Genomic DNA, 24,281 nt, shown 5'->3' with positions numbered 1-24,281 from the left:
TTCGACGGCCGCGACCCGGAGATCGACGGGGTCAGCCTGCCCCTGCCCCGGCGCGAGCGCCACATTCTCGAGTACCTGGTGCGCAACCGCGGCCGGCGCCTGACCAAGACCCAGATCTTCAACGCCATCTACGGCATCTACTCCAACGACGTGGAGGAGAGCGTGATCGAGGGCCATGTGAGCAAGCTGCGCAAGAAGCTGCGCCAGAGGCTCGGCTACGATCCCATCGAGGCCAAACGATACATCGGATACACTTTCGTCGGCTGAAGGACCCGCTGACGAACGACCGAAGCAGGGATGATCCGCCCGGCAAGTGAGGCATTTCATAAATCCGGCTTGGCCGCACAGTCCCTGACCTTGCGTCGGCGTTCCAAACATGGTTCGGAGGAGCATGATGATTCAAGGCGGTTCCGACGTGAGCCGCCGATCATATCCTTGAGCTTCGGAGCCATCTGCCTCCATGTCGGATGCGAGACATATTCTGCCAAGCTCGATCCAGCATGCGGGCGACTCATTACCCGGACCTGCGGACGGGCAACACATCATCGCGACCAAGAATCGCTGGTCTCGGGTCGCCCTGACATTCACCGACGTCGCATCCGATGCGTGGTGCGAATTCAGCTTCGACGTTACATGCCCCCCCGAGGAAACAGCGAGCCAAGCACACGACTTCGCGGCTGTCGGCGTCGCGTTCCTCATGGCGGATCAATCCAGTATCGACTTCGCATACATTCCCGGTCTGACCCGTGCGCAGATCGATCCGTTCAGTACCTTTGTTTCAGGTCCTCATCACCACGACAAACGGATCAGCCCCACACAAACCTATCGGGTTCACTGCAACTTCCTGGTTCCTGCTCCCACGAAGCATCTCCTGATCACGGTTCGGGGATGGCGAAACTCGCACCCCTTTCACGTCACCAACCTGTCACTGCGCCAGCATGGCGGCGTAGCGCCCCGAACTTCCCCAACCCAAGCCCTGCCCCCCGCTCCATCACGTGTGGGGCAGGCTGCGCTCTCAGGCTCGACACGCACATGGACGGTCCTCACCTCCTCGCCGGAGTGGTTCAGGTATTCTCTCGTTCCCGGACGCCCCCTGTTCGTGCGCGGACAGATCATAGCGGAAAGCTCGGGCAAGGACGGCGCATTGGCGCGGGTGGTCTTCAGGGATCAGTTGGGGCAAGAGCTGCCGCCGCCCTATCCGGAGACTCTCACGGCACCTGCCGTCGGAGCCTTCGTCAATATTCCCGCGCACATACAGGCGCGTCGTTTCACACTCGAGCTCATTCCGCCCGAGAATGCCGCTTCCGTCGAGATCGGCTTCCAGACCTGGCACGACGCCGCATCCGTGCGCTTGGTCATGCCATTGGAAGTATCGCTGGAAGTCGGACTGCTTCTTGAGAATATCTCGGGCGACGAAACGCCACACGAAGAGAGCTTCCTCAAGCAGTTGATGGAGAAGCTTGATCCCGCTCCGATCTCCGGCGAACGCCAAAGCTCGCAGGAGATCGCGCATCGTCTGATAGGCCGGGGCTCCCTTGCATCTCCTTTCAAGATCCACAGCCGCCTCAGAGCCCTTCAACAAGGAAACGACCTCCGTATCCGGGAAGGCGGCCTACAATTCAGCGGGTACTCTCCGTGGCCCCTCCCGGAACGCTACGATTGGCGCGAGGATCCCTTTCGATCCCCGGGGTGGCGACGGGAGTACCAATCCCTCGCCTGGCTTTTGAGCATTGCCGAGAGGCCCGATGCCGGCGGTCTCGACCGCGCAATCGATCTCGCAATTTCGTGGTCACGCTCGAACACATGGGGACAACCGACGGATGACCTGAGCGTGCATCCGCTGCCGCTGGCAACGCGCACGGAGGTGTTCATCGAGCTCCTGGCTCTGGGTGCGGCTGCGGAGAGCGCCGATATCGACGCGTTGTCCGAGCTCCTTGGAGAAGCGATCAGGCACGGGTTCGTTCTCGCAGAGATCATCGGACAGAACGTCTTCTCCCATTCGATCTACCAGGCACATGCAGCCAGCGCCCTGCTCTCTTTGGGCAAAGCGCTCCCGCAGGTTCCTACTGCCCGCTACTGGGCGTCCCTGGCTTTGTCTCATCTGCAGCAGAGCTTCAAAGAGCTCGTTGGTCCGGATGGCACCTTCTTCGAGAGTGCGCCGCATTACCAACTCGAACTGGTCTCGCTCGGAGCAATCCTCGGCGCTGCCCTCAAGGACGATCCGGAGGCACACACCTTCTGCGAGGAGCTGGAGACCCGGCTCAGGAACGCCGTTCTGAACCTCATCGAGGTTACCGACCCGGATGGTCACCTTCCGGCGTTTGGAGATACTCCCCACCTCTACCGGCACGCTTCCTGGATCAGACGCCTGATTGCCCAGTATGGCCAGGACTGGTTGACGGATAGCAGCATCAAAGCAGAGCTCTCGTATCCGCGCGGCTCGAGAATCCTTCCTTCACAGGGAAAGGGAATGGCTGTTGCGCGACACTACGGTCACGAGCGGGACTGGAGATATCTGTGTTCCTCGTACGGCGAACAGCGAAATTCGCATGGGCACCACGATGCGACGAGCTTCGTGTTCTCGGATGCGGGATCGCGATGGATCGTCGACGCAGCTGGCTCCAGTCAGAATGAGGGGGGTCCGGTTCGCCAGTACCTGACCTCATCGAGAGGGCACAATGTCGCGATCCCCGACGGACGCGAACAGACAGCCGGGAGCAGCTGGATCGAGACGCAATTCTCACTCAGAGGAGTTAATGTTCTTGAGTTGCGGAGCACCGTCCATGGTCCGGACTACAATCACCGTCGCGTCTATGTGAGCACGGCTGATCTTGCAGCAGTCGCGGTCATTGACGATTTCGCAGGCATGCGGGATGCCCATTCATTCGAGGGCCTCCTGCACTTCGACCCGAATGTTACGGCTGCCATCGCCCCGGCACAAACAGTGATAGCCTTTTGCGACCGCAGAAGGCTGCACATCATCCCTTACACCGTTACAGGCAGATTGAGCGGCTTGGAAGTTCTTCAGGGTATCAGCGATCAGCAGGCGGCACTGCAAGGTTTCGTCTCTCGCCCCTCAGGAGGCCTGCAGCCGGCCAGCGTCCTGCGCTACAAATTCTCCGGCCGGAGCCGCGTATCTGGCGGCGTGATCCTGGCGACCACCGGGGCGGGCCTGAAAACCATCAAACGTATGCTTTCGGAGCCCGAGCTGGCAGAATACCTGACGAGGCAGCCTGCGGACCAGGATGCAGGTTGAGAAACCTGATCTCGGCGCCCCCTAGGTTCCGCGACCACGGTCGCGTCACGACTTGCTTGCTACGACCGTACGTCACTCTTGCTGACGAAGTTGAAACTCTCGATCAGGACATCCTTGACGATCTCAGTCCCCATGCGCTCGTTGACGCTTCGCTTGATGTTGATGAGCAGCGAATTCACATCGTATTTGGAGAGCTTCCGGAAATCCAAATTTTCATCGGAATAGACCTGCCGAAATGCCTCGTCTATCACGAAATTTTCCGGAGGCACGGGAAGGCTGCGGAGCGTCTTCGCATCTGCCGTAAAGATGAGCGTCGCAATGACGTAACCCTGGACGGCGCCTTCTGCGATGATCGGGATGTTGATCGGGCGAACCTTTTGGTAATTAAGACCTTCGAGATAGTCCTCCCCCTTGCTCTTCTGCATACCGGTGTCCCAATAGACTGCGGCATAGCAGGACAGAAGAGTGATCGCACAAATCCAGAAACCTGTGACAAGGATCCTCGCCATGACAACACGCCCTAGTACGGACTCAATGCGGAGTAGGTTCCGTCGGACTCGGCGTTCTGGATCGCCTTCGATACGATATCCGATACCTCCTGCACGGCCCTGAGATTCATCTCGACCACGGAGTGGTTGTATTCGAGCTTCTGCCGCAGCTTCTGCAGCCGGGCAACGACCTCTGGTGAAATCGAGTCGGTCTTGACCGTCCTGACCAGCCGGGTCAGCTCAAGAAGGCTCTGGCTCTTACGGCGGTTGAACTCCTCCTGATCTTCTAACCTGTGCTCCAGGAGCGCCGCAGTCTCTGCATCGAGTGTTTCTTCCAGGCGTTCGATCGATTTGGTGAGCATGGACGGATATCCGTTCTTGATTATCTGCGGTACAGTTCTGCGCTATTCGAGCCCGCTCGAACTAGAGCGAGCGAGTAGCACCCCCGGTTGAGGTCGTGGGATTGCTCTGAACGAATTGCTCGGAAGCACTTCGCGCTCCAAGCACATGCTTTGCAATCCCGATACCGCCGGCCTTAGCAATCTGGGCGCCGATCTGCTCGGCCATCATGGATTTCCAAATGCCGCCCGCAGTTCCTTTGCCAAAGACGCTTTCAGATTCCTCGGGCATCATCGATTCGATGAAGCTCTGCAGGACGAAGGCCTCGAACTGCTGGTAAGCCGCATCTTTCCTGTCCGCGCCAGACAGGGTCGTGTCATTGCGGAGTGCCGTTTTGAGCGCAAATGGATCGGATGGCACGTGGCTCCGAGACGATGCCGTCAGCGCATTGAACGTGTTGGCGAACTCAGCAGCATTCGATGGGCCGGAGAGCTCCGAAAGCCTTTTGCTGGCGGCCTGATATTTTGCCGGGTCTGCAGCCCTTGCCACATCCAGCACGATATCAGTGGGCAAACTAATCCCCATCAAACGCCCCTCATGATCCTTTCTTCAGGAGCGTATATCTACCGCCCATAGCTTACGGGAGGCTTGCGTCGTTCTTGCTGGCGAGACTATCGAGAAGCATCAGATAGTCTTTCTTCTCAGACGCTCTGCGGTGCTCCTCCGCAAGTGTTTCTACCATGCGCTCGGTTCGTTTGACCTGCATGGACCGCTCCAAGACAACCTTTCTTTGGGCTTCCTGTGCCTCGTCGACCTGGTTCGCTTCACCTGCCAAGGTCTGAAGGCGCCGCGCCCGCGATTCGACAAAGAGGCCATGCAGCACCTCGTCATCGTTGAGGGTTTGGATGAGGGTTTCCTGGGCATTCCGCAGGTCCGCGGCCTGCCGAGAGAGATCAGCAAGCTTCCATTCGGCCATCTTCTGAAGCTGCTCCTGCACCTTCAAAACCCGTTCGGTCTTACGCAGACGCTTATCCATCGTACCCTAGCCCTGAGTCAGCCATGACACGAACCCGGCCATGAAGAGCAGCATGAACTCCCGGAACAGGAAATAGAGTATCAGCATCCCGCCAGCTAGAATGAAAGGTGTCGCAAGAAAGAAGACCGGTATGGTGGGCGTGAGTTTGTTCGCTATTCCGACAGCCAGGTTGACGATGACGGAATAGACGATGAACGGGCTGCTGACCCGGAGCGCCAGTAGAAAGGCAGCAGTGATCTGATCTGCGATTTGGATAAGCGCCATCTGCGCTCCAAAGCCTTCGCCGACAGGAATCCGAGAGTATGATGCGATGAGGCCGCGGAACAACTCCCAATGCAGATCAGAGAGGAAGATCAGTGTCGTCGCCACCATCATGATGAGGGATCCGATAGCCGCCATTGGCTCGGTCTCCTCGATCGGTGTGCCAGGAATGCTACCGAACCCGATCGCCATCGCAATCGCAGTCACCATCGTTTGCAGCGCCAGAAAGAAGACACGTCCGAGAAGGCCAATCAGAAGCCCTGTCAAAGTTTCCGTAAGGATCCATCCAAGAGTAGTCAGAGGCTGCTGATCCTTCAAACTCACCTGAAAGCGCTCGACCAGCAATGGAGCGAGCGCCAGGGTAACGGCGAGCGCAATGAAGAGCCGGATCTGTGGCGCAACGCGAGCACTGGAGAATCCCGGCACGACCAGCAGACAACCACCAATTCGGCAGAAAATCAGGAAGACCGCCAAGAAGGTCTCCGGCGTAATTGTCGTCACGAGATGGTTCCGAGAGACCTGATTTCCACGCCGCGGGCAATCTCGAGGTGCGAGAGCACAGGCAAGGTCGGATACAGCCGCTCAATGATCATTCTGACGTAGGGACGCGCGTCGGGTGCTGTTACAAGAGCGAAGCTGTGAACCTCCTTCATCTTCTGCTTGATCGCCTCCGAGGCTTCGGAGCCAAACTGCTCCACCAGACGCGGATCGATATCGAACTCGATAACTTCACCTTTCGCGTCACGCTTCAGGCTTTGATGGAAAGCCAGGTCCCAGCGGTTGCCGAGACGGAGCACGTTGAGCGCGCCTCCATCGGCCAGGTCGCCACATATCTGCTGCGCCACACGCATTCGCACATGTTCCACGACCTGCTCCGACCGGCGGGCATGGGGAGCGATTTCGGCAATCGCCTCCAGAATCAGGTGCAGATTACGGATGGAAACTCGTTCGGCGAGCAGTAGCTTCAAGACAGCTTGAAGGCCAGAATAGGAAATCTGTGACGGGCAAATGTCATCGATCAGCCGCTTGTATTCAGGGTCTAGCCTGTCAAACAGTACCCGCATGTCCTTGTAGGACAGAAGCTGCGGCAGGTTGTTGCGGATCACCTCGCTGAGGTGCGTCAACAGCACGGAATTGCTGTCGACCGGACTGAAGCCCTCGCGCTTGACCTCGCTTGCATAGGCGTCCGAAATCCACATGGCCTTCATCCCGAAGGCAGGCTCACGGACCTCATCGCCCGGCACATCGGGCTTCGGCCCGTCGCCGAGGACGACAAGGAGTTCCCCCGGCCGGGTATCCTGGGTCGCGACCACGGTTCCGTGGATCCTGACCTGATAGCTCTTGGGCGGAATGGACAAGCTGTCGGAGAGCTTGATGTCGGGAACAACGAAACCGTACTGCTGAGCGAACTTTCGCCTCATCTTGCTTACTCGATGGGCGAGCTCTCCATGAGCGCTCAGGAGCTGTACGGCCAGGTGTTTGCCCAGGCAGAGTTCGATCTCGGCGGTCTTGAGGGATTCTTTAACGGAGTCCTTTGTCTCCGTCCGGCTTGCCTCTTCGGCAGCGGCTGCTTTCGCCTTTGCCGCGGCCTGCTGCTCCGCAAGACGCTTCGGAATTGTGTAGGCAACGAAGCCGAGCAGGATCCCCAACATGGTAAATGGTAGGAGGGGAAGCCCGGGCACGAGCGCGAAGATGAACATCAGGGCGGCGGCTACGGTGAGCGCCCGGGGATAGGCGCCAAGCTGGCCCATGACCGCCTGTTCGGCCGTGCCGCGCGTTCCACCCTTTGAAACGAGCAGACCAGCCGCAAGCGACACGACGAGCGCCGGGATCTGGGAAACGAGGCCGTCACCCACCGAGAGCTTGGTGAAGACATCGGCAGCTTCGGACAGAGGCATGCCGTGCCGCGTCACGCCGATGATGATGCCGCCGAAAATATTCACGGCGATCGTGATCAAGCTTGCGACGGCCTCGCCTCGGACGAACTTGGAGGCACCGTCCATGGAGCCGAAGAAGGCACTCTCCTCCTCCAGCTCCCGGCGCCGCTGCTGTGCCTCTTTATCATCGATCAATCCCGCATTCAGATCAGCGTCGATGGCCATCTGCTTGCCCGGAATGGCGTCCAGCGTGAAGCGCGCGCCCACCTCGGCGATGCGTGTGGCGCCCTTCGTGATCACCAGGAAGTTGACGGTGATGAGAATAATGAACACGACGATTCCGATGACGAAATCACCGCTCATAACGAACTGGGAGAAGCCGTAAATGACATGACCGGCTGCTGAAACACCCTCATGTCCATTTGCGAGAATCATTCTCGTCGTCGCGATCCCCAGTGCAAGACGCAACATCGTGACGATGAGGAGAACAGTCGGGAACGACGAGAATTCAAGCGGCTTCTGAATCCACAGCGCCACCATCAGGATCAGAACAGAAAGCGCGATCGAAAGAGCAAGGCCCATATCGATCAAGACGGCTGGAATCGGCAGGAAGAGAATGGCGAGGATGCAGACGATACCGCCTGCAAAGGCAATATCTCTGCCCTTTGCTCGCTCCAGTACTACAGCATCGCTCGTCGCCATATCGGCTCGAATCCATCTTCCGGTTGTCCCAGAGGAGGATTCAGACATTAAGCTTGCGCGAAGGTCGCCTCCTCCCGTTTCGCGGGGGAACGAGGCGCCTTCTTCCCCGGCGATAAAGCCGGAAAGACCATAATCCTAGAAACCTGTCGTGATGCGCCCGTAGACCTCTTCTGTGAAGGCAAAGATCTGGGAACCTATGAACGATCCAGTCAACAGCGTGACCAGCAGGATCACGACAATCTTTGGAATGAAGGTCAGCGTGACTTCCTGGATTTGCGTCAGAGCCTGGACGAGCGCAATAATGATACCGACGGCCATTGCAGCGGCAACGGCCGGTCCAGCACCTATGAGGATCGTCCAGATCGCCGACCGGACCATTTCGAGTGCGTCGACCTCGTTCATGGTCAGCTGATCACAACGCCTGGACCGAGCAGGAGCTCGCGACCATCGCTCAGCTTCGCCAGAGCACCTTCGTTGGTGATGCGAACCGACGCGACTTGGCCGGAAATGGTACCGTCGGCCGAGGTGACAGTCCGTCCCATCACGCTATCCGCTTGCGACAGTGCCGAGGACGACAGCAAGGCATCCAGCTTCGAATTGCCGATCATGCTCTGCTCGACTTGAGAGAAGGTCGCCAACTGAGCCATGTAGTCCGTGGAACTCATCGGAGCCGTAGGGTCCTGATTGCGCATCTGCACCAGCAGCAGCTTCAGGAAGTTGTTGTAGTTCAGCGTTCCAGACGACGCTGAGCTGGATGGGGATGGCGAACGCTGTGTCGCGTTCGCGGTCATGACGCTGCTGACGTCCATTGCCGGCACTCCTCTGCTATGCGGCCTGGATGGGAGCCGCCTTGCCCCCCTTCGAGAGGATGGCGCTCTCGGCCAGGAACAGGCTGCGGATAATTTTCAAAGCGTCGAAGGGTCGCTTGGCCTCCACAAGATCCGCCACATTTCGCAACCCAGAGACGATTTCCTCATTGCTGAAGGAGTTCAGCGTTGCCGTATGCAAATCGCGGAAAACGCCGAGAGCTCGATCTGCGCTGGCGGGATCGATGAGAATCGCCTGAACGACAAAGTAGAGTTGCCGCAGTGGCGTGGTGGCGTCTTCTACTTGAAGAACATGGTTCTCCAGAAGGAATGTCGCGTCGTTCAGAAGCTCGATCGAGACCTTACGATCGACACGCAGCACAGCGCCGTTGATAAAGATCCGCTCGCCCGCTCTGAGGGAAATATGCATGGATTTGCTCATTTGAGTCCGTCGCGGATCATGGTGTTGATGTCAATCAGGGCCGAAAAATTCTCGGACCGCCCCTGACGGATCAGGTCCGTCTCCTTCATGATCCAAAGCCCGATCGACACGAGCTCGGCTCGCAGGGTCTCCGGCAATCCGTTCTCCGGACCCAAGAGATCCTCGATCAGAATGCCCCAGAGACGCTGGACGAAGGAAATCGCCTCCGCACCTTCGCTAGACTTCGCACCCTTTGAAACGGCGGCTCGGAGCAAATCAATGGCGCGGTCGAACGCCATTTTCTCACGCTCACGGCATTCATTGGATGCATCTTCAAGAATTTCGGCGTAGGAAAAACGGTACATCGTTCACCATGGCTCATACTAGAGGTAATTGAAAAGGTTCAGCTGACGAAGTTGGGAGGTCAGCGAATATGACATCTGAATCTGAGTGGTCAGCGCATCGACCCGGGTCTTCGCTTCAGCGGGATCGACGCTCTCGAGTTTTCCGACGCCTTCGTCGAAATACACTTTCTGAAGATCCAGCCTTTCATTGGCATTCGTGATCTTCTTTTCAGCAGTACCGAGCTCTGCCTGAACCTCGATGATCTCCGCGGTCGCAGCGCCCATGATCTTCACCAGCCGATCGATAACGACCTTTCGCGTCTCATCCGGGAGTTCGGCAATGCCGAGATCGGACGCCATTGTGTATGCCATCGCCAGCTTACGGAATGCCGGTTCGTTGGCGTTCGTCGACGTCTCGATCTTTTCCGTCGGAGAAATCCGGCTCTCGATGTTCTGATTACCGGCGGAAGACCAGTTGCTCTGCCAATTGGAATCGTTGAAGAGAGTTGCAAAGGGTCCGTCGAGGAAAGTCTCCATCTGAGACGGGGATATGGATCCCACACCGGCCGAGGTCTGGGAGAAACCAAAAGCGGTTATGAAAGCACTGTCGACTGCAGCCTTGGCGGCCGATGTGCCCGTATACTCCGCAACAGGCCGCTGCTTCGTATCAGTACCGGCGAAGATGTACTGGCCGTTCGCTGATTGATTCAGCTCTGCAATGAGACTGGCTAGGTTCGACTGACCGCTTTCACGTATGATCGAGCCACCGGATGGATGGCTCGGCACCGCAAGAATGGTCTTCAGGAACTCGTCGGCAGCCTCTCGAACGTTGTCGAGAGAAATCTTCGTGACGCTCAGTCGAATGGAAGTCAGTGAATTCGCGCCGATGATGGCGTCGAGCTCAGTTCTCTCCTGCCGAAGAGTTATGCTCTGACCCGTCCGATGGCCCAGTTCCAACCCTACGTCGGCATGGCGACCCGTAGCAATTTCGGTGTTCGCTTTTGCAAGCTCCACCTGCAGTTTGGCAGCCGTGGTTCTCGGCGAGTTTAAAAGGTTGAGAGTTGAGATGAAGGTCGTTCTCATGATCTTACCTCACTGCGTTTAGGAGCGTCCGAAGCATTTCATCGATCACGGAAAGCAACTTCGCCGAGGCTGAGTAGGACTTCTCGATCTGCAGCATCAGAGCAGTCTCCTCATCCATATTGACACCGGTCGCATTCGACAGCGCTTCTGATGCATGGCTAAGAAGCGTGACCCGATAATCAACCTCAGTCGCCGCAGACTTACGACCCGCCTCCAGCCAGCTCGCAGAGAATGCAGAGAATTCCTGAAGATTGGCTGGCGCTCCCAGGCCTAACGAAGGATCGAAAGTCCGATCGGCTCCGAATTTCTGCGCAAGTTCGAAGAGACGGCCTGAGAATGCGGCATTGGTGCCGGCCGCGCCAGGATTGTAGTCATAGTCGGGACCGTTTGCTCCGCCGTCACGAAGGAAGTCGAGATTGCCCCCTTTGGACGGGTCGATCAGAGGATTGGTCCTGATCTCGCCAGCCAGCCCGACCAGAGCCGGCCCCGAAGGTAGGGCCGGCCCGCCAGGATAGGCAAAGAGGCCGGTCGCGTTGGCGCTCAAGGGCGGAGGCGACTGATCGACCTCGGCAAAGACATCGATCAGTGCCGCAGCGATTTCGTCGAGTTGTCCCTGATATGTGACTGCGATCTGGTCGCGCACGGTGACAAGACCAACAAGCCTTCCGCTATGGAGCGGCATAGGGCCTTGACCGGTAACTTGAACACCATCGACATAGACGGCTCCGCCCGTCGTGCTGGGAGCGTAGGTGCTAGTCGGGCTGAACGAGACGGTTCGCGGTGTCTTCTCAAAGAGCGTCACGCCACTATCGGTATAGATGGCGACATCATTGTTTTCACGCGTCGAAACGGTTACGCCCATCTCCTCGGAGATCTGCGCCAGAATCCTATCCCTCGTATCGAGCGCGTCGCTGATGTCGATACCTGCCGTCGTTCCCTTGATGACAGCATTGTTAGCGACCTCGAACTGCCGGAGCAGGTCGTTCACTCGCACGACGGATTTGGAAATTTCTGTATCGGCCTCCACTCTGACTTTCTGAATGGAGGTCGTTGCCTCGTTCAGCATGGTCGCAAGTTCGCCCGCCCGCTCGACGACCGCTCGTCCGAGGATCGGATCATCCGGCTTGTTGGCATACTGAGAAAGAGCCGAATTCAAAGCGCCGATTCTTGCAGCGGCGGACTGATTCAGCTCCGTATCGCCAACGGTATACTTGAGCTTTTCGAACCCTTCCAAGACGGCCTGCTGGGTGGCGGCGCTGGATGTCGTCCCTAGCATCTTGTAGAATAACGCAGCATCGCTCGCGCGGCTGACGCTTACGCGTGCAGCACCGCCTGCCGTGACCAGCGCTGCAATTTTCCGCGAGTAGTTTGGATCTGTCGCACCGGCATTGTTGCGAGACACGACCGCCATTTGCGCAGAAGAAGCCTGCAGCGATGAACGAGCTGTATTGAGGGCGAGAGATAAGCCCATGTGGCGAGACTCCAGCGGGATTCAGAAGGGGCAAGGGCTTAGCGCTTCAGGCTCATCAGCACGTCCAGCAGCTCGGATCCGGTCTGGAATACCTTCGAGTTGGCGGTGTATCCTGTCTGAGCCTCGATCATGGCAGTCAGTTCGGTGCCGATATCGACATTCGACTGCTCGAGAGCTCCGACGGATATCGATCCAAATCCGCCCTCCTGTGGGAAGCCGACCTGGACGCCGCCCGACTCGATGCTGGCCTCGTATACGTTACCGGCGCGAGGGGTCAGGTTATCCGGGCTCGGGACAGTCGCGAGCGGGACCTTATAAGCGGCGATCCGGGTACCATCCTCATAAACAGCGAAGACGGTCCCGTCGGACCCGAACTCGGCGCCTTCGACCGCCGTCGGCTTGTTGCCATTCGATATGCCAGTCACCTGGTAATCACCTGCCAGGTGGGTCATGCCGGTCATGTCCAAGGTGAAGGACTGACCATTCGGAATATTGAAGGTCGTGGATGTGCCACCGGTAAGTTGGCCCATTCCATCGAACGTGAGCGTGGTCGCCGGGTTCAGAGGAGTCGCCGGGAAGGATGCAGGGTTGGCGGCATCATAGACGTTGACCTCCCATGTCGTCGCGCTTGCCTTCGTGAGGTAGATATCGAGCTTCACCTCGTTGCCGACGTTATCGTAGGTCACGAGCGACGATTTCTTGGTGTAGACAGTCCCAGCAGGCGGACGTGATGCAGCGGCTACGGGATCTGCGCCATCCGGGAGGTTCCCGGTCAAGACACCCTCGGTCGATGGGCGTGCCTGCATTGCCATAGAGCTGATATTGACAGGCTCCAGCCCGTTGAGGCTGTTGAGGGCAACATTGGGATCGCCGTCGGCCAAGCTGTAACCCATGAGTTGGAAACCTGCCGCATTGACAAGGTTGCCAGTCGGTCCATCAACGACGAAGTTGCCCGCCCTCGTCAGGAACGGCGTTCCGGTCTTGTCGGAGACAACGAAGAAGCCATTGCCTGACACCGCCAGATCGCTCGCCGAGGTTGTATAGGAGATCGGCCCTTGATCTCCGATTGAGTATCTCACGGTCGTGGTGACGGCACCGGAGTTGTAAGCGCCCTTGCCAGACGACAAGATCAAGGAAGAGAACTCGGTAGAAGCCCGCTTGTACCCGGTCGTACTTGCGTTCTGAATGTTTTCTGCAACCGTACCCAGCTTGTTCGACTGGGCATTCATTCCAGAAACGCCGGTACGGAGAACACCGTAGAGACTCATGCTAGGCTCCAATAGATATGTCGTTGTTCCACTAAACGAACTTTGGCTTGTGCGAGGCTGGATTCAGGCGTTCCAGGCTCCGGGAAGAGCAGACGGTTCACGAACGAAGGAGCTGGGCCAGCTCTCCGAAGGCATCTGTGCTGGCTGGCGTAGAAGAATCCTGCCGCAGCGCCTCATAGATTTTTGGGACGATCACGACAGCCTGATCTAGCTCCTGGTCGTTGCCGGCGTGATAGCCTCCCATCAGACGAAGATCGCGTGTGTCCTCGAAACGAGCAATCAATGTGCGGAGACGGCGCACCAATTCCTTCTGCTCTGGCGTCCAGACGTGATCCGCCAACCGGGAAATCGATCCGAGCACGTTGATGGCAGGATACCGTCCCTGGTCGGCAATTGCTCGATCAAGGACGATATGCCCGTCAAGCGTTCCGCGAATGCTGTCGGCAACAGGATCATTATGGTCATCTCCGTCGATCAAGACGGAAAAGACACCTGTGATGGATCCCTTGCCCTCTTCACCGGGGCCGGCCCTTTCGAGGAGACGCGGAAGGTCGCTGAATACGCTAGGAGTATAGCCGCGCGCGACCGCCGGCTCGCCCGCGGCCAAAGCGACATCTCTTGCAGCGTGAGCAAAGCGTGTCACGGAGTCGACGATGAGAAAAACGGAATCTCCGAGATCCCGAAAGTACTCGGCTACCGAAAGTGCCGTCTTGGGAGCCTGCCTGCGCATCATGGGGCTTTCATCGCCCGTCGACACCACAATGACCGACCTGGCTCTGTTCGCCTCGATCGGCCCCTCCAGAAACTCACGGACTTCACGGCCACGCTCTCCTACGAGCGCGACGACGATGGTGTCGAAGCCTTCGCAGCGAGCGAGCATGGACAGCAGCGTCGACTTCCCAACACCGGATCCTGCGAAAATTCCGATGCGCTGGCCCTCGCAAAGCGGCGTAAACAAATCGACTGCACGCACACCAGTCTTCAGCGGCTTGCTGACACGTGTGCGGGTCATAGCGGGAGGCGGCTCCGCATCATCGGGCACGCTTGCCCCTCCCGGCATGAGAGCGCCAAGCCCATCCACCGGCTCACCAAGAGCGTTGATGACACGCCCTTTCCAAGTGGGATGAGGATTCAGCCCCATTTCACCTAGGCGATAGGCCCGCGTACCCACCCCCGCCTCAATCCTGCCGTCGAAGGGTTTGACCGTTACTCCCGCTTCATCGATACGCACAACCTCGCCGATCTGAGTGCGCCCCCTCACCTCGAAGCCTACGCGCTCCCCCAGCTTTACGAACTGCGACATGCCAGTCACGCGGTAGAAGCTGGGAGTGACTTCGCGGATCATGCCGCTGGCACGCACCTTCGGCAGGACCTTGGCTCCGGCAAAGACAGCCTGCTCAAGCCTCTCAAGAGCATCCATGATAGCAGGTCCTCCGGGGGGACAATGGAAGATCAGCTCTTCGCATGTCACTCACCGCCGTTCGGTGGGGTTGGAATGCAGAGAGGCGCTACGTACTGGGCCCAAGGGCTCGAATGGCGCTCATCAAAGAAGACTCTGTCTCCGAGATCGTAGAAGCTGCATTCTCAAAAGTTCGGGAGATCATGATCATCCTTGTCATTTCCATGACCGGATTCACATTGGCTCCTTCAGAGTAACCCTGCTGAACACTGGTTACGGTGAAATCCTGAACCGGCGCCGCCGGCATGTTCGGAATCACACCAGAATTCTCGTAGCGGGTGAGGCGACTAGCCGGGTCTATCCGAAACAATCCCAAGGCTCCGACCTGATTCCCGCCCTGCGAGATCATGCCGTCTCTGCCGATCACGGGCATTCCCGCCTGAGGATCGAGTGCAATAGGCGCGCCACCCATGTCGAGCACAGGGTGGCCACCAATGGTCTGAAGATCGCCAGCCTCCGTCATCTGCATCCGTCCGTCGCGGGTATAGACGGTCCCAGCCGGAGTGTTCATTGCGAGCCACGCATCGCCCTGAATCGCGACATCGAGAGGATTGTCCGTCTTGTTGACCGGGCCGGCTTTGCGGGAAATGAAAGATGCGCCGGATGAGGAGAATGCCACCTGTCCGGCTCCCGCTTCAGACAGGATCGTCTCGAATTTCACCTCCTCCGCTCGATAGCCGCCTGTATTGAGGTTCGCAACGTTCTGCGCCACCGTGTTCAGACGGCGCTCGAGTGCAACCTGTGCAGAGAGCGCCACATAGAGAGCTGACTGCATATCAGATTCCTCCGCGCTTGATGTTCTGGAGACTTACCAAGAGCTCCGCACCCAAGCCGGAAGATGGCGAGGCGCCGGTGAACAAGGTCAGGACAGGCGATGTCGCGGCATTGTTTTGAGCATCCCAGAGAATTGTAAAGCGCTTGAGAAAGCGGTCCACTTGCTTTGGATCCTTCAAAGTCTCGATATCAAGGCGATGCTTGATCATGGCAGCCTGTGCGTCGATACTTCCCAGGGAGGCCTCTTTCGGAATGCCAAGGGCCGTCTGAACGACTTGGAGAAGGGCAGGATCGGCGAGAATATCGAACGGGTTTTTGATCTCAGAAGCCTTGCGCGCGAAGTAGAGCGCCAAACGCACTCCTTGATCGTCTTCTCCGGCATTTTTCTCAAGAGATTGACGAATGTAGTTGTCAACTGTGCCCTGTTTTGCTGCCGTAAAGGTCGTCGCCAGCTCGCCGTAGCGCGCAAAATTGAAGACGGTTGCAAACTCCTTGTAACGCTTGTCCGAAAGGCGGTTTGCAAAACTTTCGTTATTGTCGATACCTTCATTCAGCACCTTCTTCATGAAGGCCTTCGCGTAGATCATATCCTCAAGGCCACTGGCCTTCATGGCATAGCTATACAGCCGATGATTGCCGACGAACTCGTCGACCGTCTTCACCTTACCGATATTCTCGAGATAGTATTTCGTATCGCGAGCGACAATTGGGTTCGACCCGGTACGCTCAAGGGACTTCTGCAAGTCCTTCATGATCAGCTGGTAACTGGTGGATGTCGATATCATTATCACTACCTCGATTAGACTAGCATAGATGGCCTAGCTTGTCTGAGACTGACCTGCTGCCATTCCAGCTTCGCGCAAGCCTCTGAAGCTAGCTTTCCCTCAGATCAAGGATTGTTATGAGAGGCCAGATCGTTGGGCGTCGCCATTGGTTTACTTATTGCTATTGGCTCCCTGTTCGGCGGATTTGCCGCGATGGGCGGGCATCTTGCTGTCATCTGGCAGCCGTGGGAATTCGTCATTATCGGCGGAATCGCGGTTGGGACCTATATCATCGCCAATCCGATGTCGGTGGTGAAGGATACCGGGCGAGCCACGGTCGAAGCTCTGACGGGAGCGGCCCCCAAACGCGCTGACTACCTTGAGCTCCTCGGTCTCCTCTATGCTTTGTTGCGCGAGCTCCGTGCCAAACCGCGTAATGAGGTCGAGGCCCATATCGACGACCCGCAGAGTTCGGAGATCTTCAGTAACTACCCAAGCGTCCTGAAGAATCCTGATCTGACGCTGTTCGTCTGCGACTATGTCCGTCTGATCATTATCGGCAATGCTCGCCCGCACGAGATCGAAGCTCTCATGGATGAAGAGATCGCTACTCTGCGCCGGGACAAGCTGAAGCCCTATTCCACCCTCACGATGGTGTCAGAAGCTCTTCCCGCACTTGGAATTGTTGCCGCCGTGCTCGGAATCGTGAAGGCGATGGGCGCACTCGACCAATCGCCCGAGTTGCTCGGAAGCTACATCGGCGCCGCCCTCGTTGGAACGTTTGCCGGTATTTTCATGTCCTATGCCATTCTGGCTCCCCTTGCCACGAAGGTGAAGAACACCCGCGAGAAGCAATGCCGGGTCTTCGTCATCGTGAAGCAGTCCTTGCTGGCGTTCATGAATGGCGCGCTTCCTCAGATTGCCGTTGAGCACGGTCGCAAGGCAATCTCGTCTGCCGACCGTCCGACCATCGACGAGGTCGAGGCCGCCACTATTCCTGGCGGCGCGAAGGGCGACGCCGCTCAGAAAGAGGCAGCCTGACGATGAGCACGACGCAAAACGCTGCCGACATCCGCGACCGTCTTCTCGACGCCGCAGGTCTGTCTCTCGACCGGCTCCCCATGCTTCATGTGATCTTCGATCGCATGACGACCTATTGTGCCGACCATCTTCGCCATCTCGCCGCCTCGCCGATGTACTATTCATTGAGCGAGATCGAGAGTGGCCGTATCGGCGATATCCTCGAGATGTACGAGGCGAATGCCATTGCAGGTGTTTTCCACGCTCCGGAGTGGGACAGCCACCTTCTCGTCGGGTTCGATCGCGATTTCATATTCACCATGGTCGAAGTCCTCCTGGGCTCTGACGGTTCGGAGCCGCCTGTTGACGAGGAGCGCGGCTTCTCCAACATCGAGCTTCGTCTCGCCCAAGCCATTTTTGAGCAGGTCGGCAAAGCCCTGCAGGCGTCCTTCGCTCTCGTCGCCGACACCCCCTTTAAGTTCGAGCGGCTTGAAACCCGAATGGACTTTGCTGTCATCGGTCGCCGCAACAACCAGTCGGTCGTAGCCAAGTTTCTGCTCCAGGCGCTGAACCGCGGCGGAGAAATGTTCGTTATCATTCCGCAATCGGTTCTGAACCCAATGCGTCAGACACTGGCCCGGGTTCTCTCTGGCGATTCATCAACGCGCGACCCCCGCTGGGCAAAGCAAATCGCCAACGAGGTGAAGCGTACGGAGGTCACGCTGAAGGCCGTTCTAGAGGAGCGGCATCTCTCGCTTGGGGAGATTGCGGATCTAAAAGTGGGCCAGGTTCTGGAGCTACAGGCAACACCTCGAAGCCGCGTGAAGCTCGAAGGCAACAATCAAGGCCTGTTCTGGTGCCAGGTCGGAAAAGCGGAAGGTTCATACGTGCTGCGGGTCGATGAATTCATCGACCAGGAACAGGAATTCATTGATGATGTCCTCGCTGGTTAATGCAGTCCTTTTCATTGCTCTCGTTATGACGAGTGTCTGCGTTCTGTTAATGTATCGCAAGCTCAAGAGCTTTGAAGCGCATCAATCCGAATACAAGCGCGCCTTTAGCCAGACCTCCGAAGCCTTGAAAGCTGCGGGCAATGCCGTACAGACATTCAGCTCGGAGGGCCGCGGAGTCCTTTCCGCTTTGGAATCGAAGATAGAAGAAGCGAGGTCTGTAATCGCTGAGCTGGAGGCGCGTGATCGGCAGAGCCAAGCTCGAGACCGAGCAACGCAGAAGACGGATCAAGGCTCTAAGACAAAATTTCTTTAACAGAATCGTCCGCCGGCAAAGTAGCGGAACAATTAGCCATCCCAGTCCTGCCTCTTTGCGACACCGTGAAATTAGTGCGTAATCGCTTGCAATCGAACCTTCTCATGATGCGGAGTAAACTCCAATGACAGACAAAGATGATGCCACTTGGCACAACGAAGCCCTTTTCGCCAAAACCGGCTTAAGCAGTGACACCGCACAGGAGTCGCGCGACGAGAAGCTCGGCACGGGCCGCAATCTCGACTCGATCCTGAGAATACCGGTTCTGATTCAGGTCGTCCTTGGCTCCGCTACGATGCCGGTAGCCAACCTTATGAAGCTGGGGCGCGGAGCCATTGTCCCGCTCGACCACCGCGTCGGCGAGCCTGTCGACGTCGTCGTGAACGGGCGCGTTATTGCACGTGGCGAGGTGGTCGTGGTGGAAGATGACAACTCGCGCTTTGGCGTATCTCTCACTGAGATTGTTGGCCCTACGAACGGTGACGCTAACGGTTAAGGTGGAGTAGCGGCAATGGTTGTGCGAAGCCCAGTGAAGGCCAATCAAGGTCCCAAGACGCTCAAGGGACCTGAGCGTGTTGCAGCGCTCCTTTTTGCTATGGGCAAACCGTCTGCCAGCCGTCTGCTGAAGCATTTCAGCGCTGACGAGATCAAGCTTATCACGCGTTCAGCGGCTGAGCTTGGTCCGGTCTCCCCTACTCAGATCGAGAGTTTGATCGAGGAATTTTCGGCGCAGTTCTCAAACGGCGCGAGCTTGTTCGGCACTGCCGCCGAAGTGGAAAAGCTTCTCAGCGGAGTTCTTCCGCCCGAGCAGATTGCGGAACTGATGTCCGACGTGCTTGGAAACTCGAACCGGTCGATCTGGGATCGGGTTTCCACAGTATCCGAAGGCGCATTGGCTACATACCTGATGAAGGAGCATCCTCAGACGGCCGCCCTCATCCTATCGAAAGTGAAACCGGCTTGCGCAGCCAAGGTTATGGGGCACCTCCCTCCCCCGTTGCGTAACAGCCTTATGCGGCGAATGCTCGCCTTCAAACCTATTGTCGACGAGACGATGCGGACAATCGAGCAGACGCTCCACGAAGACTTCATGATCAACTTCTCCCGTAACATGGGCGCCGACACTCACGCCAAGATGGCCGACATCATCAACAAGATGGAGCGTGACCACATGGAGGAGGTTCTTCAGAGTCTGACTGAAGTTCGTCCGAAGTCAGCCGAGATCCTCAAAGGTCTCCTTTTCACCTTCGACGACATCGTTGCTCTCACGCCAAGGGCTCGTACGGCCCTCTTCGATCAGATTCCGAACGATCGGGTTGTTCTTGCACTCAAGGGTACGGATGAAGGATTCAGGAGTGTGATCCTGAGTTCGCTTGCCTCACGTGTTCGCCGCATGGTCGAGCATGAATTGAACAGCAAGGAACCCGCCTCGCAGCGCGATGTTTTGGAAGCTCGGCGCGCGATCACAGACCTTGCTCTGGAAATGGCGGGTCGCGGCGAGATCGAGCTGAACTCCGGCGATGAAGACGATACATATATCCGCTAGGCCGCGCTGAGCCATGGCGGATGATACCGACAAGGAAAGTAAAACCGAAGAAGCAACTGAAAAGAAACTTCGGGATGCGGTAGAGAAGGGAAACGTCCCCACTTCGCGCGAGGCGCCGATCTTTGCCTCGATCATCGCAATACTTGTCGTCCTGAGCTTCTTTGCGAAGCAGCGTGTCACGTCTCTCTCCGAGAAACTTGCGCTCTTCGTCGACCATCCTAGGGGCTTCTCACTCAACACTCCGACCGATGCGGCCGTGCTCATACAGGCCGTTGCAATGGAGGTCGGCGTCTTCATTCTACCGGCTATCTTGATATTGTCCCTTTCGGGGCTTGCATCCTCCATCCTCCAGAACGCCCCGCAGATTGCATATGAACGGATCCGGCCTCAATGGTCGCGCATCTCGCCGTTCAGTGGTTGGGGAAGGGTATTCGGCCGGCAAGGGCAAGTGGAGTTTCTCAAATCTGTTTTTAAATTTTTCACCATTGCCATTGTTTCTATCCTGCTCTTACAATCAGAACAGTACAAGGTCGTGAACGCCATGTTCAGTGATCCGAGCTTAGTTCCGGAGTTGATCCTGACGATGGCGATCCGGCTGGTTTCAGCCGTGAGCATCGCGACCATTGTTCTCGTCGCGGCTGACCTCCTGTGGTCGAGGTTTCGCTGGCACCGGGACCTGCGCATGTCCCGCCAGGAGGTCAAGGACGAGTTTAAGCAGATGGAAGGAGATCCTCTCGTCAAAGCGCGCCTGCGCTCGCTCGCTCAGGACCGCTCGCGGAAGCGGATGCTGGCTGCCGTTCCCAGGGCCACAGTCGTCATCGCAAATCCGACGCATTACGCGATTGCCTTGCGGTACAACCGCGAAGAAACGAGCGCACCTCTCGTGCTGGCGAAGGGGCTGGACTTGGTTGCGCTCCGGATCCGCGAGACCGCTGAGAAACACGGAATTCCAGTTGTTGAAGACAAGGCTCTCGCAAGGTCCATGTATGACCATGTTGAAGTGGATCGAATGATTCCACCGGACTTTTACCGGGCCGTCGCCCAGATCCTTTTCTTCATTTTCACGAGATCGAAGTGACCGCAGAAGCGCAAGAAAACGATTCGATGGACATTGAGACACAGGCGGAACTCTGGCCTTACGAAAAAGTTCTTGCTCATGGCATCAAGGATGTGATGGCGGAGCTTTGCCTTACGGATGCGAACGTCATCATCGCTTGCATTTGCAAGGAACTTCACGCGAACATCGGCGATCTGGTTCAGTCCTCGACAGAGCTCTTCTTCAAGGAAGGCACGTTGAGCTTCGGGTGCTCGGCGGACGTGAACTTCGAGTGGGGGAAGTCACCGGCCGTTATTCTCGACATGGAATTCGTTCATCAATCGGTGACGGTCTTCTTCCAGCTTGTCCTTCATGGCGTCTACGTTGGTGTAGCTATTCAGCGCATTTTGCTGAGCAACAAGACTGGGGATCCAGACAGCGATCTTGAAACCTTCAAGGCGGCACTGGCGGACGCACGTGTTGCCCCTCTCCCGTCGTGTCCAGCACCAGGAGCCTCCTAGGCAAGCGTACACCTGACTGGAGAAGGTATACTGGAGCCGCAACAACCTTAGGATAGATGGCACCTAATCGTCCGCTCTCCATGAAAAAGGGGCAGTCGCGGCTGCCCCTTCTCTAACGAACCCTTGAATTCATCCGAAGAGCGCGTCGATGTCGTCCTGGGACGTACAGCCGGTTTCGTCTGCCAGTGCCGGCCCATTCAGGAGCGCCCTGTCGCCCCTCCTATCAGGATCGTCGAGGGTCTCGACTTCCTTGAAGCTTTCCAGACCGCCCCAGATCTCGATCATCTGGCTGACTCGCTCCTCGACGAAACGCATAGCGGACACGACTTTGCTGATACGCTGGCCGGTAATGTCCTGGAAATTGCAGGCCTCGAAGATACTGACCACCTGATCGGCGATTTCGCGAGCGATCTCCTTGTCGTCACCGACCACACGGGCAGCGAGGTTGCCTGCCAGCTCGTCAACCCTCTCAGCCGCGGCCAGGATCGAGTTTGTCGCCGACTCGGTCCCAAGCACGATTGCGCCGAGCTCGTCCGTGACCCGGGCCATCTCACGGCCCTTGGCGCCTGCATAGTGAAGGGTCGCGATTTCCTGCTTCGTCCTCTGGATAGCCTCGGAAATTGAGTCGAGCTCTACCTTCAGACGCATGGCCTCCTGCAGATCGCGACGGTGATCCTCAAGAATAGTATGGGAGACCTTATGGGCCGGCTCCATGATATCACGTAGCGAGGCGAATGCCTCCATGATCTCGACATGTCGCTGAGAGGCCGACTTGTCGTCCACCACTTCCGACGGGTGCGCCTCTATTCGGTAGCTTTTGCGGGGATGCATGGTGGGCCTGCCCTTTTACTCGCCGCCGAGGACGGCGGCGATCTTGGCCTGGAGGGTCTGCGCGTTGAATGGCTTGACGATGTAGTTGTTCACGCCCGCCTTCTTCGCCGCGATCACGTTCTCCGTCTTCGCCTCCGCCGTCACCATGATGAACGGCAGCGCGTTCAGGTTCTCGTCCGCGCGCACATGCTGCAGCAGTTCATAGCCGGTCATCGGCTCCATGTTCCAGTCGGAGATCACGAGACCGTACTTCTTCTCCTTCAGCTTGGCCAAGGCAGCCGTGCCGTCAGAGGCGTCGTCCACGTCCTTGAAGCCGATCTGCTTCAGAAGGTTACGCAGGATCCGGATCATCGTCTGGTAATCGTCAACCACAAGAACCGGAATGGATAGATCTAGACTCATACTTTTTACCCTACGCTAATGTCGGAACGATACGAGATGGCTGCTCCGATCCATGCTCTCATTGTCCCTTACCTTGAACAAACGCTGCGTTAACAGGAATGATTATTTGGCGAATCGTTTCGTGCTTCTATTTCATGAGCTTCGATGTTGTGGGGCGACTGTCAGAAAAGCTCCGCAGATCGCGGTCGACAACATCTGGGCGAGGTTTATCTGAAATAGGCGTCAATGTCGTCCTGCGATCTGCCGTTGCCGTCGGCTGCAAGAGCAGGCCCGTTCAAGAGCGCCTTGTCGCCTTCCCGGCTGGGATCCTTTGTCGTCGGAACGTTCTTGAAGCGCTCATGACCACCCCAAATCTGGATCATCTGCTCCACGCGATCCTCGACAAAGCGCATGGCGGACACGACTTTGCTGATACGCTGACCGGTAATATCCTGGAAATTGCATGCCTCGAAGATGCTGACGGTGCGCTCTCCGATCTGACGCGCCATATCACCCTCTTCGCCTGTCAGCCGGGCTGCGAGGTTTGCGGCCAGATCGTCGACCTCCTCCGCCGCAGCCAGGATCGAGTTGGTCGCTGTCTCGGTTCCAAGCACAACGGCGCCGAGCTCATCCGTAACCCTCGCCATCTCACGCCCTTGGGCGCCGGCATAGTGAAGGGTCGCGATTTCCTGCTTCGTCCTCTGGATAGCCTCGGAAATGGCGTGGAGCTCGATCTTCAGGCGCTGCACCTCCAGCAGCTCGTGCTGGCGCTCCTCCAGCAGAATCTGGGAAGCCTCGAATGTGGGCTGAACGTGCTGGCGGAGGGAGGTGATCGCCTCCATGATCTCTTCGTGACGCTGAGCCTCCAAGGTCTCGGAAGGTGCGGCCGCTCGATCTTTGGCGCTTGGATTCAGTTTGGACCCGCTCATCTCTTGGCCTGCCCTTTTACTCGCCGCCGAGGACGGCGGCGATCTTGGCCTGGAGGGTCTGCGCGTTGAATGGCTTGACGATGTAGTTGTTCACGCCCGCCTTCTTCGCCGCGATCACGTTCTCCGTCTTCGCCTCCGCCGTCACCATGATGAACGGCAGCGCGTTCAGGTTCTCGTCCGCGCGCACATGCTGCAGCAGTTCATAGCCGGTCATCGGCTCCATGTTCCAGTCGGAGATCACGAGACCGTACTTCTTCTCCTTCAGCTTGGCCAAGGCAGCCGTGCCGTCAGAGGCGTCGTCCACGTCCTTGAAGCCGATCTGCTTCAGAAGGTTACGCAGGATCCGGATCATCGTCTGGTAATCGTCAACCACAAGAACCGGAATGGATAGATCTAGACTCA

At 57.5% G+C, this 24,281-nt stretch carries 29 protein-coding genes; 9 read left to right on the top strand and 20 right to left on the bottom strand.

Annotated features, from left to right (window positions below):
- The coding region (locus LGR44_RS21450; RefSeq protein ID WP_226742760.1) for a winged helix-turn-helix domain-containing protein at positions 1-267 on the top strand (267 nt) is incomplete at its 5' end.
- A 193-nt stretch (positions 268-460) separates the two neighbouring features.
- Complete coding sequence (locus LGR44_RS21445) at positions 461-3,256, top strand: heparinase II/III domain-containing protein (RefSeq protein WP_226742759.1); 2,796 nt, start codon at positions 461-463, stop codon at positions 3,254-3,256.
- A gap of 59 nt (positions 3,257-3,315) precedes the next feature.
- On the opposite strand, the gene LGR44_RS21440 is transcribed toward LGR44_RS21445, so the two are convergent.
- The 16 genes from LGR44_RS21440 to LGR44_RS21365 all read right to left on the bottom strand — a co-directional run bounded on the left by LGR44_RS21440 (position 3,316) and on the right by LGR44_RS21365 (position 16,337).
- Positions 3,316-3,765: a hypothetical protein gene (locus LGR44_RS21440; protein WP_226742758.1), complete on the bottom strand. Its 450-nt coding sequence runs from the start codon at positions 3,763-3,765 to the stop codon at positions 3,316-3,318.
- A gap of 11 nt (positions 3,766-3,776) precedes the next feature.
- Positions 3,777-4,106 carry a flagellar protein FlgN gene (locus LGR44_RS21435; RefSeq protein WP_226742757.1) on the bottom strand — a complete coding sequence of 110 codons (330 nt, stop codon included), beginning with the start codon at positions 4,104-4,106 and terminating at the stop codon, positions 3,777-3,779.
- A gap of 61 nt (positions 4,107-4,167) precedes the next feature.
- Positions 4,168-4,656 (bottom strand): rod-binding protein, encoded by a 489-nt coding sequence (locus LGR44_RS21430; RefSeq protein WP_226742756.1) that lies wholly within the window; start codon positions 4,654-4,656, stop codon positions 4,168-4,170.
- Positions 4,657-4,720: 64 nt separating this feature from the next.
- The gene (locus LGR44_RS21425; protein WP_226742755.1) at positions 4,721-5,119 is read right to left on the bottom strand and encodes a hypothetical protein; all 399 of its coding nucleotides are present in this window, start codon (positions 5,117-5,119) and stop codon (positions 4,721-4,723) included.
- Between the two features lie 6 nt (positions 5,120-5,125).
- Complete coding sequence (fliR, locus tag LGR44_RS21420) at positions 5,126-5,881, bottom strand: flagellar biosynthesis protein FliR (RefSeq protein WP_226742754.1); 756 nt, start codon at positions 5,879-5,881, stop codon at positions 5,126-5,128.
- Entirely contained in the window at positions 5,878-7,959 is a 2,082-nt protein-coding gene (gene flhA / locus LGR44_RS21415; RefSeq protein WP_226742753.1) for a flagellar biosynthesis protein FlhA, read from the bottom strand. Before flhA ends, fliR begins: the two co-directional genes overlap by 4 nt.
- 135 nt (positions 7,960-8,094) lie before the next feature.
- Positions 8,095-8,361 (bottom strand): flagellar biosynthesis protein FliQ, encoded by a 267-nt coding sequence (gene fliQ, locus LGR44_RS21410; protein WP_226742752.1) that lies wholly within the window; start codon positions 8,359-8,361, stop codon positions 8,095-8,097.
- 2 nt (positions 8,362-8,363) lie between these two features.
- Entirely contained in the window at positions 8,364-8,768 is a 405-nt protein-coding gene (gene flgD, locus LGR44_RS21405; RefSeq protein ID WP_226742751.1) for a flagellar hook assembly protein FlgD, read from the bottom strand.
- Positions 8,769-8,784: 16 nt separating this feature from the next.
- Complete coding sequence (gene flbT, locus LGR44_RS21400; protein WP_226742750.1) at positions 8,785-9,195, bottom strand: flagellar biosynthesis repressor FlbT; 411 nt, start codon at positions 9,193-9,195, stop codon at positions 8,785-8,787.
- An 8-nt stretch (positions 9,196-9,203) separates the two neighbouring features.
- The gene (gene flaF, locus LGR44_RS21395; protein WP_226742749.1) at positions 9,204-9,551 is read right to left on the bottom strand and encodes a flagellar biosynthesis regulator FlaF; all 348 of its coding nucleotides are present in this window, start codon (positions 9,549-9,551) and stop codon (positions 9,204-9,206) included.
- A gap of 18 nt (positions 9,552-9,569) precedes the next feature.
- Positions 9,570-10,613, bottom strand: coding sequence for a flagellar hook-associated family protein (locus LGR44_RS21390; protein ID WP_226742748.1), 1,044 nt, complete (start codon positions 10,611-10,613; stop codon positions 9,570-9,572).
- A 4-nt stretch (positions 10,614-10,617) separates the two neighbouring features.
- Positions 10,618-12,084, bottom strand: coding sequence for a flagellar hook-associated protein FlgK (gene flgK, locus LGR44_RS21385; protein WP_226742747.1), 1,467 nt, complete (start codon positions 12,082-12,084; stop codon positions 10,618-10,620).
- Positions 12,085-12,122: 38 nt separating this feature from the next.
- The gene (locus tag LGR44_RS21380) at positions 12,123-13,352 is read right to left on the bottom strand and encodes a flagellar hook protein FlgE (RefSeq protein ID WP_226742746.1); all 1,230 of its coding nucleotides are present in this window, start codon (positions 13,350-13,352) and stop codon (positions 12,123-12,125) included.
- Between the two features lie 97 nt (positions 13,353-13,449).
- Positions 13,450-14,772 (bottom strand): flagellar protein export ATPase FliI, encoded by a 1,323-nt coding sequence (gene fliI, locus LGR44_RS21375; protein WP_226742745.1) that lies wholly within the window; start codon positions 14,770-14,772, stop codon positions 13,450-13,452.
- A gap of 88 nt (positions 14,773-14,860) precedes the next feature.
- Positions 14,861-15,586, bottom strand: a complete 726-nt coding sequence (gene flgF, locus LGR44_RS21370; RefSeq protein ID WP_226742744.1) for a flagellar basal-body rod protein FlgF — start codon at positions 15,584-15,586, stop codon at positions 14,861-14,863.
- Between the two features lies 1 nt (position 15,587).
- Entirely contained in the window at positions 15,588-16,337 is a 750-nt protein-coding gene (locus LGR44_RS21365) for a DUF1217 domain-containing protein (RefSeq protein WP_319004879.1), read from the bottom strand.
- A gap of 165 nt (positions 16,338-16,502) precedes the next feature.
- On the opposite strand from LGR44_RS21365, the gene motA reads away from it, so the two are divergent.
- From motA to LGR44_RS21330, 7 genes are all read left to right on the top strand, one after another.
- Positions 16,503-17,390, top strand: a complete 888-nt coding sequence (gene motA / locus LGR44_RS21360; protein ID WP_226742742.1) for a flagellar motor stator protein MotA — start codon at positions 16,503-16,505, stop codon at positions 17,388-17,390.
- A 2-nt stretch (positions 17,391-17,392) separates the two neighbouring features.
- On the top strand, positions 17,393-18,322 hold the full coding sequence (locus tag LGR44_RS21355; RefSeq protein WP_226742741.1) for a flagellar motor switch protein FliM: 930 nt from the start codon (positions 17,393-17,395) through the stop codon (positions 18,320-18,322).
- Positions 18,303-18,635 (top strand): hypothetical protein, encoded by a 333-nt coding sequence (locus LGR44_RS21350; RefSeq protein WP_226742740.1) that lies wholly within the window; start codon positions 18,303-18,305, stop codon positions 18,633-18,635. The genes LGR44_RS21355 and LGR44_RS21350 overlap by 20 nt, the downstream gene beginning before the upstream one ends.
- 124 nt (positions 18,636-18,759) lie before the next feature.
- Positions 18,760-19,131 (top strand): flagellar motor switch protein FliN, encoded by a 372-nt coding sequence (fliN, locus tag LGR44_RS21345; RefSeq protein WP_226742739.1) that lies wholly within the window; start codon positions 18,760-18,762, stop codon positions 19,129-19,131.
- Positions 19,132-19,146: 15 nt separating this feature from the next.
- Entirely contained in the window at positions 19,147-20,181 is a 1,035-nt protein-coding gene (locus LGR44_RS21340) for a flagellar motor switch protein FliG (protein WP_226742738.1), read from the top strand.
- Between the two features lie 13 nt (positions 20,182-20,194).
- A complete protein-coding gene (gene flhB / locus LGR44_RS21335; RefSeq protein ID WP_226742737.1) occupies positions 20,195-21,259 on the top strand; it encodes a flagellar biosynthesis protein FlhB in 1,065 nt (354 codons plus the stop codon).
- Positions 21,256-21,738 carry a hypothetical protein gene (locus LGR44_RS21330; protein ID WP_226742736.1) on the top strand — a complete coding sequence of 161 codons (483 nt, stop codon included), beginning with the start codon at positions 21,256-21,258 and terminating at the stop codon, positions 21,736-21,738. Before flhB ends, LGR44_RS21330 begins: the two co-directional genes overlap by 4 nt.
- A gap of 129 nt (positions 21,739-21,867) precedes the next feature.
- On the opposite strand, the gene LGR44_RS21325 is transcribed toward LGR44_RS21330, so the two are convergent.
- The 4 genes from LGR44_RS21325 to LGR44_RS21310 all read right to left on the bottom strand — a co-directional run.
- Complete coding sequence (locus LGR44_RS21325) at positions 21,868-22,569, bottom strand: protein phosphatase CheZ (RefSeq protein WP_226742735.1); 702 nt, start codon at positions 22,567-22,569, stop codon at positions 21,868-21,870.
- A gap of 15 nt (positions 22,570-22,584) precedes the next feature.
- On the bottom strand, positions 22,585-22,971 hold the full coding sequence (locus tag LGR44_RS21320) for a response regulator (protein WP_226742734.1): 387 nt from the start codon (positions 22,969-22,971) through the stop codon (positions 22,585-22,587).
- Between the two features lie 206 nt (positions 22,972-23,177).
- The gene (locus LGR44_RS21315) at positions 23,178-23,792 is read right to left on the bottom strand and encodes a protein phosphatase CheZ (RefSeq protein WP_226742733.1); all 615 of its coding nucleotides are present in this window, start codon (positions 23,790-23,792) and stop codon (positions 23,178-23,180) included.
- Between the two features lie 103 nt (positions 23,793-23,895).
- A partial coding sequence (locus tag LGR44_RS21310; RefSeq protein WP_226742732.1) for a response regulator occupies positions 23,896-24,281 on the bottom strand: 386 nt, incomplete at its 5' end.

The sequence above is a fragment of the Microvirga lenta genome, assembly GCF_020532555.1.
Lineage (GTDB): Bacteria > Pseudomonadota > Alphaproteobacteria > Rhizobiales > Beijerinckiaceae > Microvirga > Microvirga lenta.
Note: the sequence above shows the minus strand (reverse complement) of the source record. Positions and strands in the feature narration are given on the sequence as shown.

What these genes read in the sequence shown, in the direction of transcription:
- fliQ (WP_226742752.1), bottom strand. Translation starts at nt 8,361, where the DNA reads ATGAACGAGGTCGACGCACTCGAAATGGTCCGGTCGGCGATCTGGACG.
- LGR44_RS21320 (WP_226742734.1), bottom strand. Translation starts at nt 22,971, where the DNA reads ATGAGTCTAGATCTATCCATTCCGGTTCTTGTGGTTGACGATTACCAG.
- flhA (WP_226742753.1), bottom strand. Translation starts at nt 7,959, where the DNA reads ATGGCGACGAGCGATGCTGTAGTACTGGAGCGAGCAAAGGGCAGAGAT.
- flgF (WP_226742744.1), bottom strand. Translation starts at nt 15,586, where the DNA reads ATGCAGTCAGCTCTCTATGTGGCGCTCTCTGCACAGGTTGCACTCGAG.
- flaF (WP_226742749.1), bottom strand. Translation starts at nt 9,551, where the DNA reads ATGTACCGTTTTTCCTACGCCGAAATTCTTGAAGATGCATCCAATGAA.
- LGR44_RS21325 (WP_226742735.1), bottom strand. Translation starts at nt 22,569, where the DNA reads ATGCATCCCCGCAAAAGCTACCGAATAGAGGCGCACCCGTCGGAAGTG.
- flbT (WP_226742750.1), bottom strand. Translation starts at nt 9,195, where the DNA reads ATGCATATTTCCCTCAGAGCGGGCGAGCGGATCTTTATCAACGGCGCT.
- fliI (WP_226742745.1), bottom strand. Translation starts at nt 14,772, where the DNA reads ATGGATGCTCTTGAGAGGCTTGAGCAGGCTGTCTTTGCCGGAGCCAAG.
- LGR44_RS21340 (WP_226742738.1), top strand. Translation starts at nt 19,147, where the DNA reads ATGGTTGTGCGAAGCCCAGTGAAGGCCAATCAAGGTCCCAAGACGCTC.
- flhB (WP_226742737.1), top strand. Translation starts at nt 20,195, where the DNA reads ATGGCGGATGATACCGACAAGGAAAGTAAAACCGAAGAAGCAACTGAA.
- LGR44_RS21315 (WP_226742733.1), bottom strand. Translation starts at nt 23,792, where the DNA reads ATGGAGGCGATCACCTCCCTCCGCCAGCACGTTCAGCCCACATTCGAG.
- LGR44_RS21435 (WP_226742757.1), bottom strand. Translation starts at nt 4,106, where the DNA reads ATGCTCACCAAATCGATCGAACGCCTGGAAGAAACACTCGATGCAGAG.
- fliN (WP_226742739.1), top strand. Translation starts at nt 18,760, where the DNA reads ATGACAGACAAAGATGATGCCACTTGGCACAACGAAGCCCTTTTCGCC.
- LGR44_RS21355 (WP_226742741.1), top strand. Translation starts at nt 17,393, where the DNA reads ATGAGCACGACGCAAAACGCTGCCGACATCCGCGACCGTCTTCTCGAC.
- LGR44_RS21425 (WP_226742755.1), bottom strand. Translation starts at nt 5,119, where the DNA reads ATGGATAAGCGTCTGCGTAAGACCGAACGGGTTTTGAAGGTGCAGGAG.
- LGR44_RS21445 (WP_226742759.1), top strand. Translation starts at nt 461, where the DNA reads ATGTCGGATGCGAGACATATTCTGCCAAGCTCGATCCAGCATGCGGGC.
- LGR44_RS21440 (WP_226742758.1), bottom strand. Translation starts at nt 3,765, where the DNA reads ATGGCGAGGATCCTTGTCACAGGTTTCTGGATTTGTGCGATCACTCTT.
- flgK (WP_226742747.1), bottom strand. Translation starts at nt 12,084, where the DNA reads ATGGGCTTATCTCTCGCCCTCAATACAGCTCGTTCATCGCTGCAGGCT.
- LGR44_RS21350 (WP_226742740.1), top strand. Translation starts at nt 18,303, where the DNA reads ATGATGTCCTCGCTGGTTAATGCAGTCCTTTTCATTGCTCTCGTTATG.
- LGR44_RS21390 (WP_226742748.1), bottom strand. Translation starts at nt 10,613, where the DNA reads ATGAGAACGACCTTCATCTCAACTCTCAACCTTTTAAACTCGCCGAGA.
- LGR44_RS21365 (WP_319004879.1), bottom strand. Translation starts at nt 16,337, where the DNA reads ATGAAGGACTTGCAGAAGTCCCTTGAGCGTACCGGGTCGAACCCAATT.
- LGR44_RS21380 (WP_226742746.1), bottom strand. Translation starts at nt 13,352, where the DNA reads ATGAGTCTCTACGGTGTTCTCCGTACCGGCGTTTCTGGAATGAATGCC.
- flgD (WP_226742751.1), bottom strand. Translation starts at nt 8,768, where the DNA reads ATGGACGTCAGCAGCGTCATGACCGCGAACGCGACACAGCGTTCGCCA.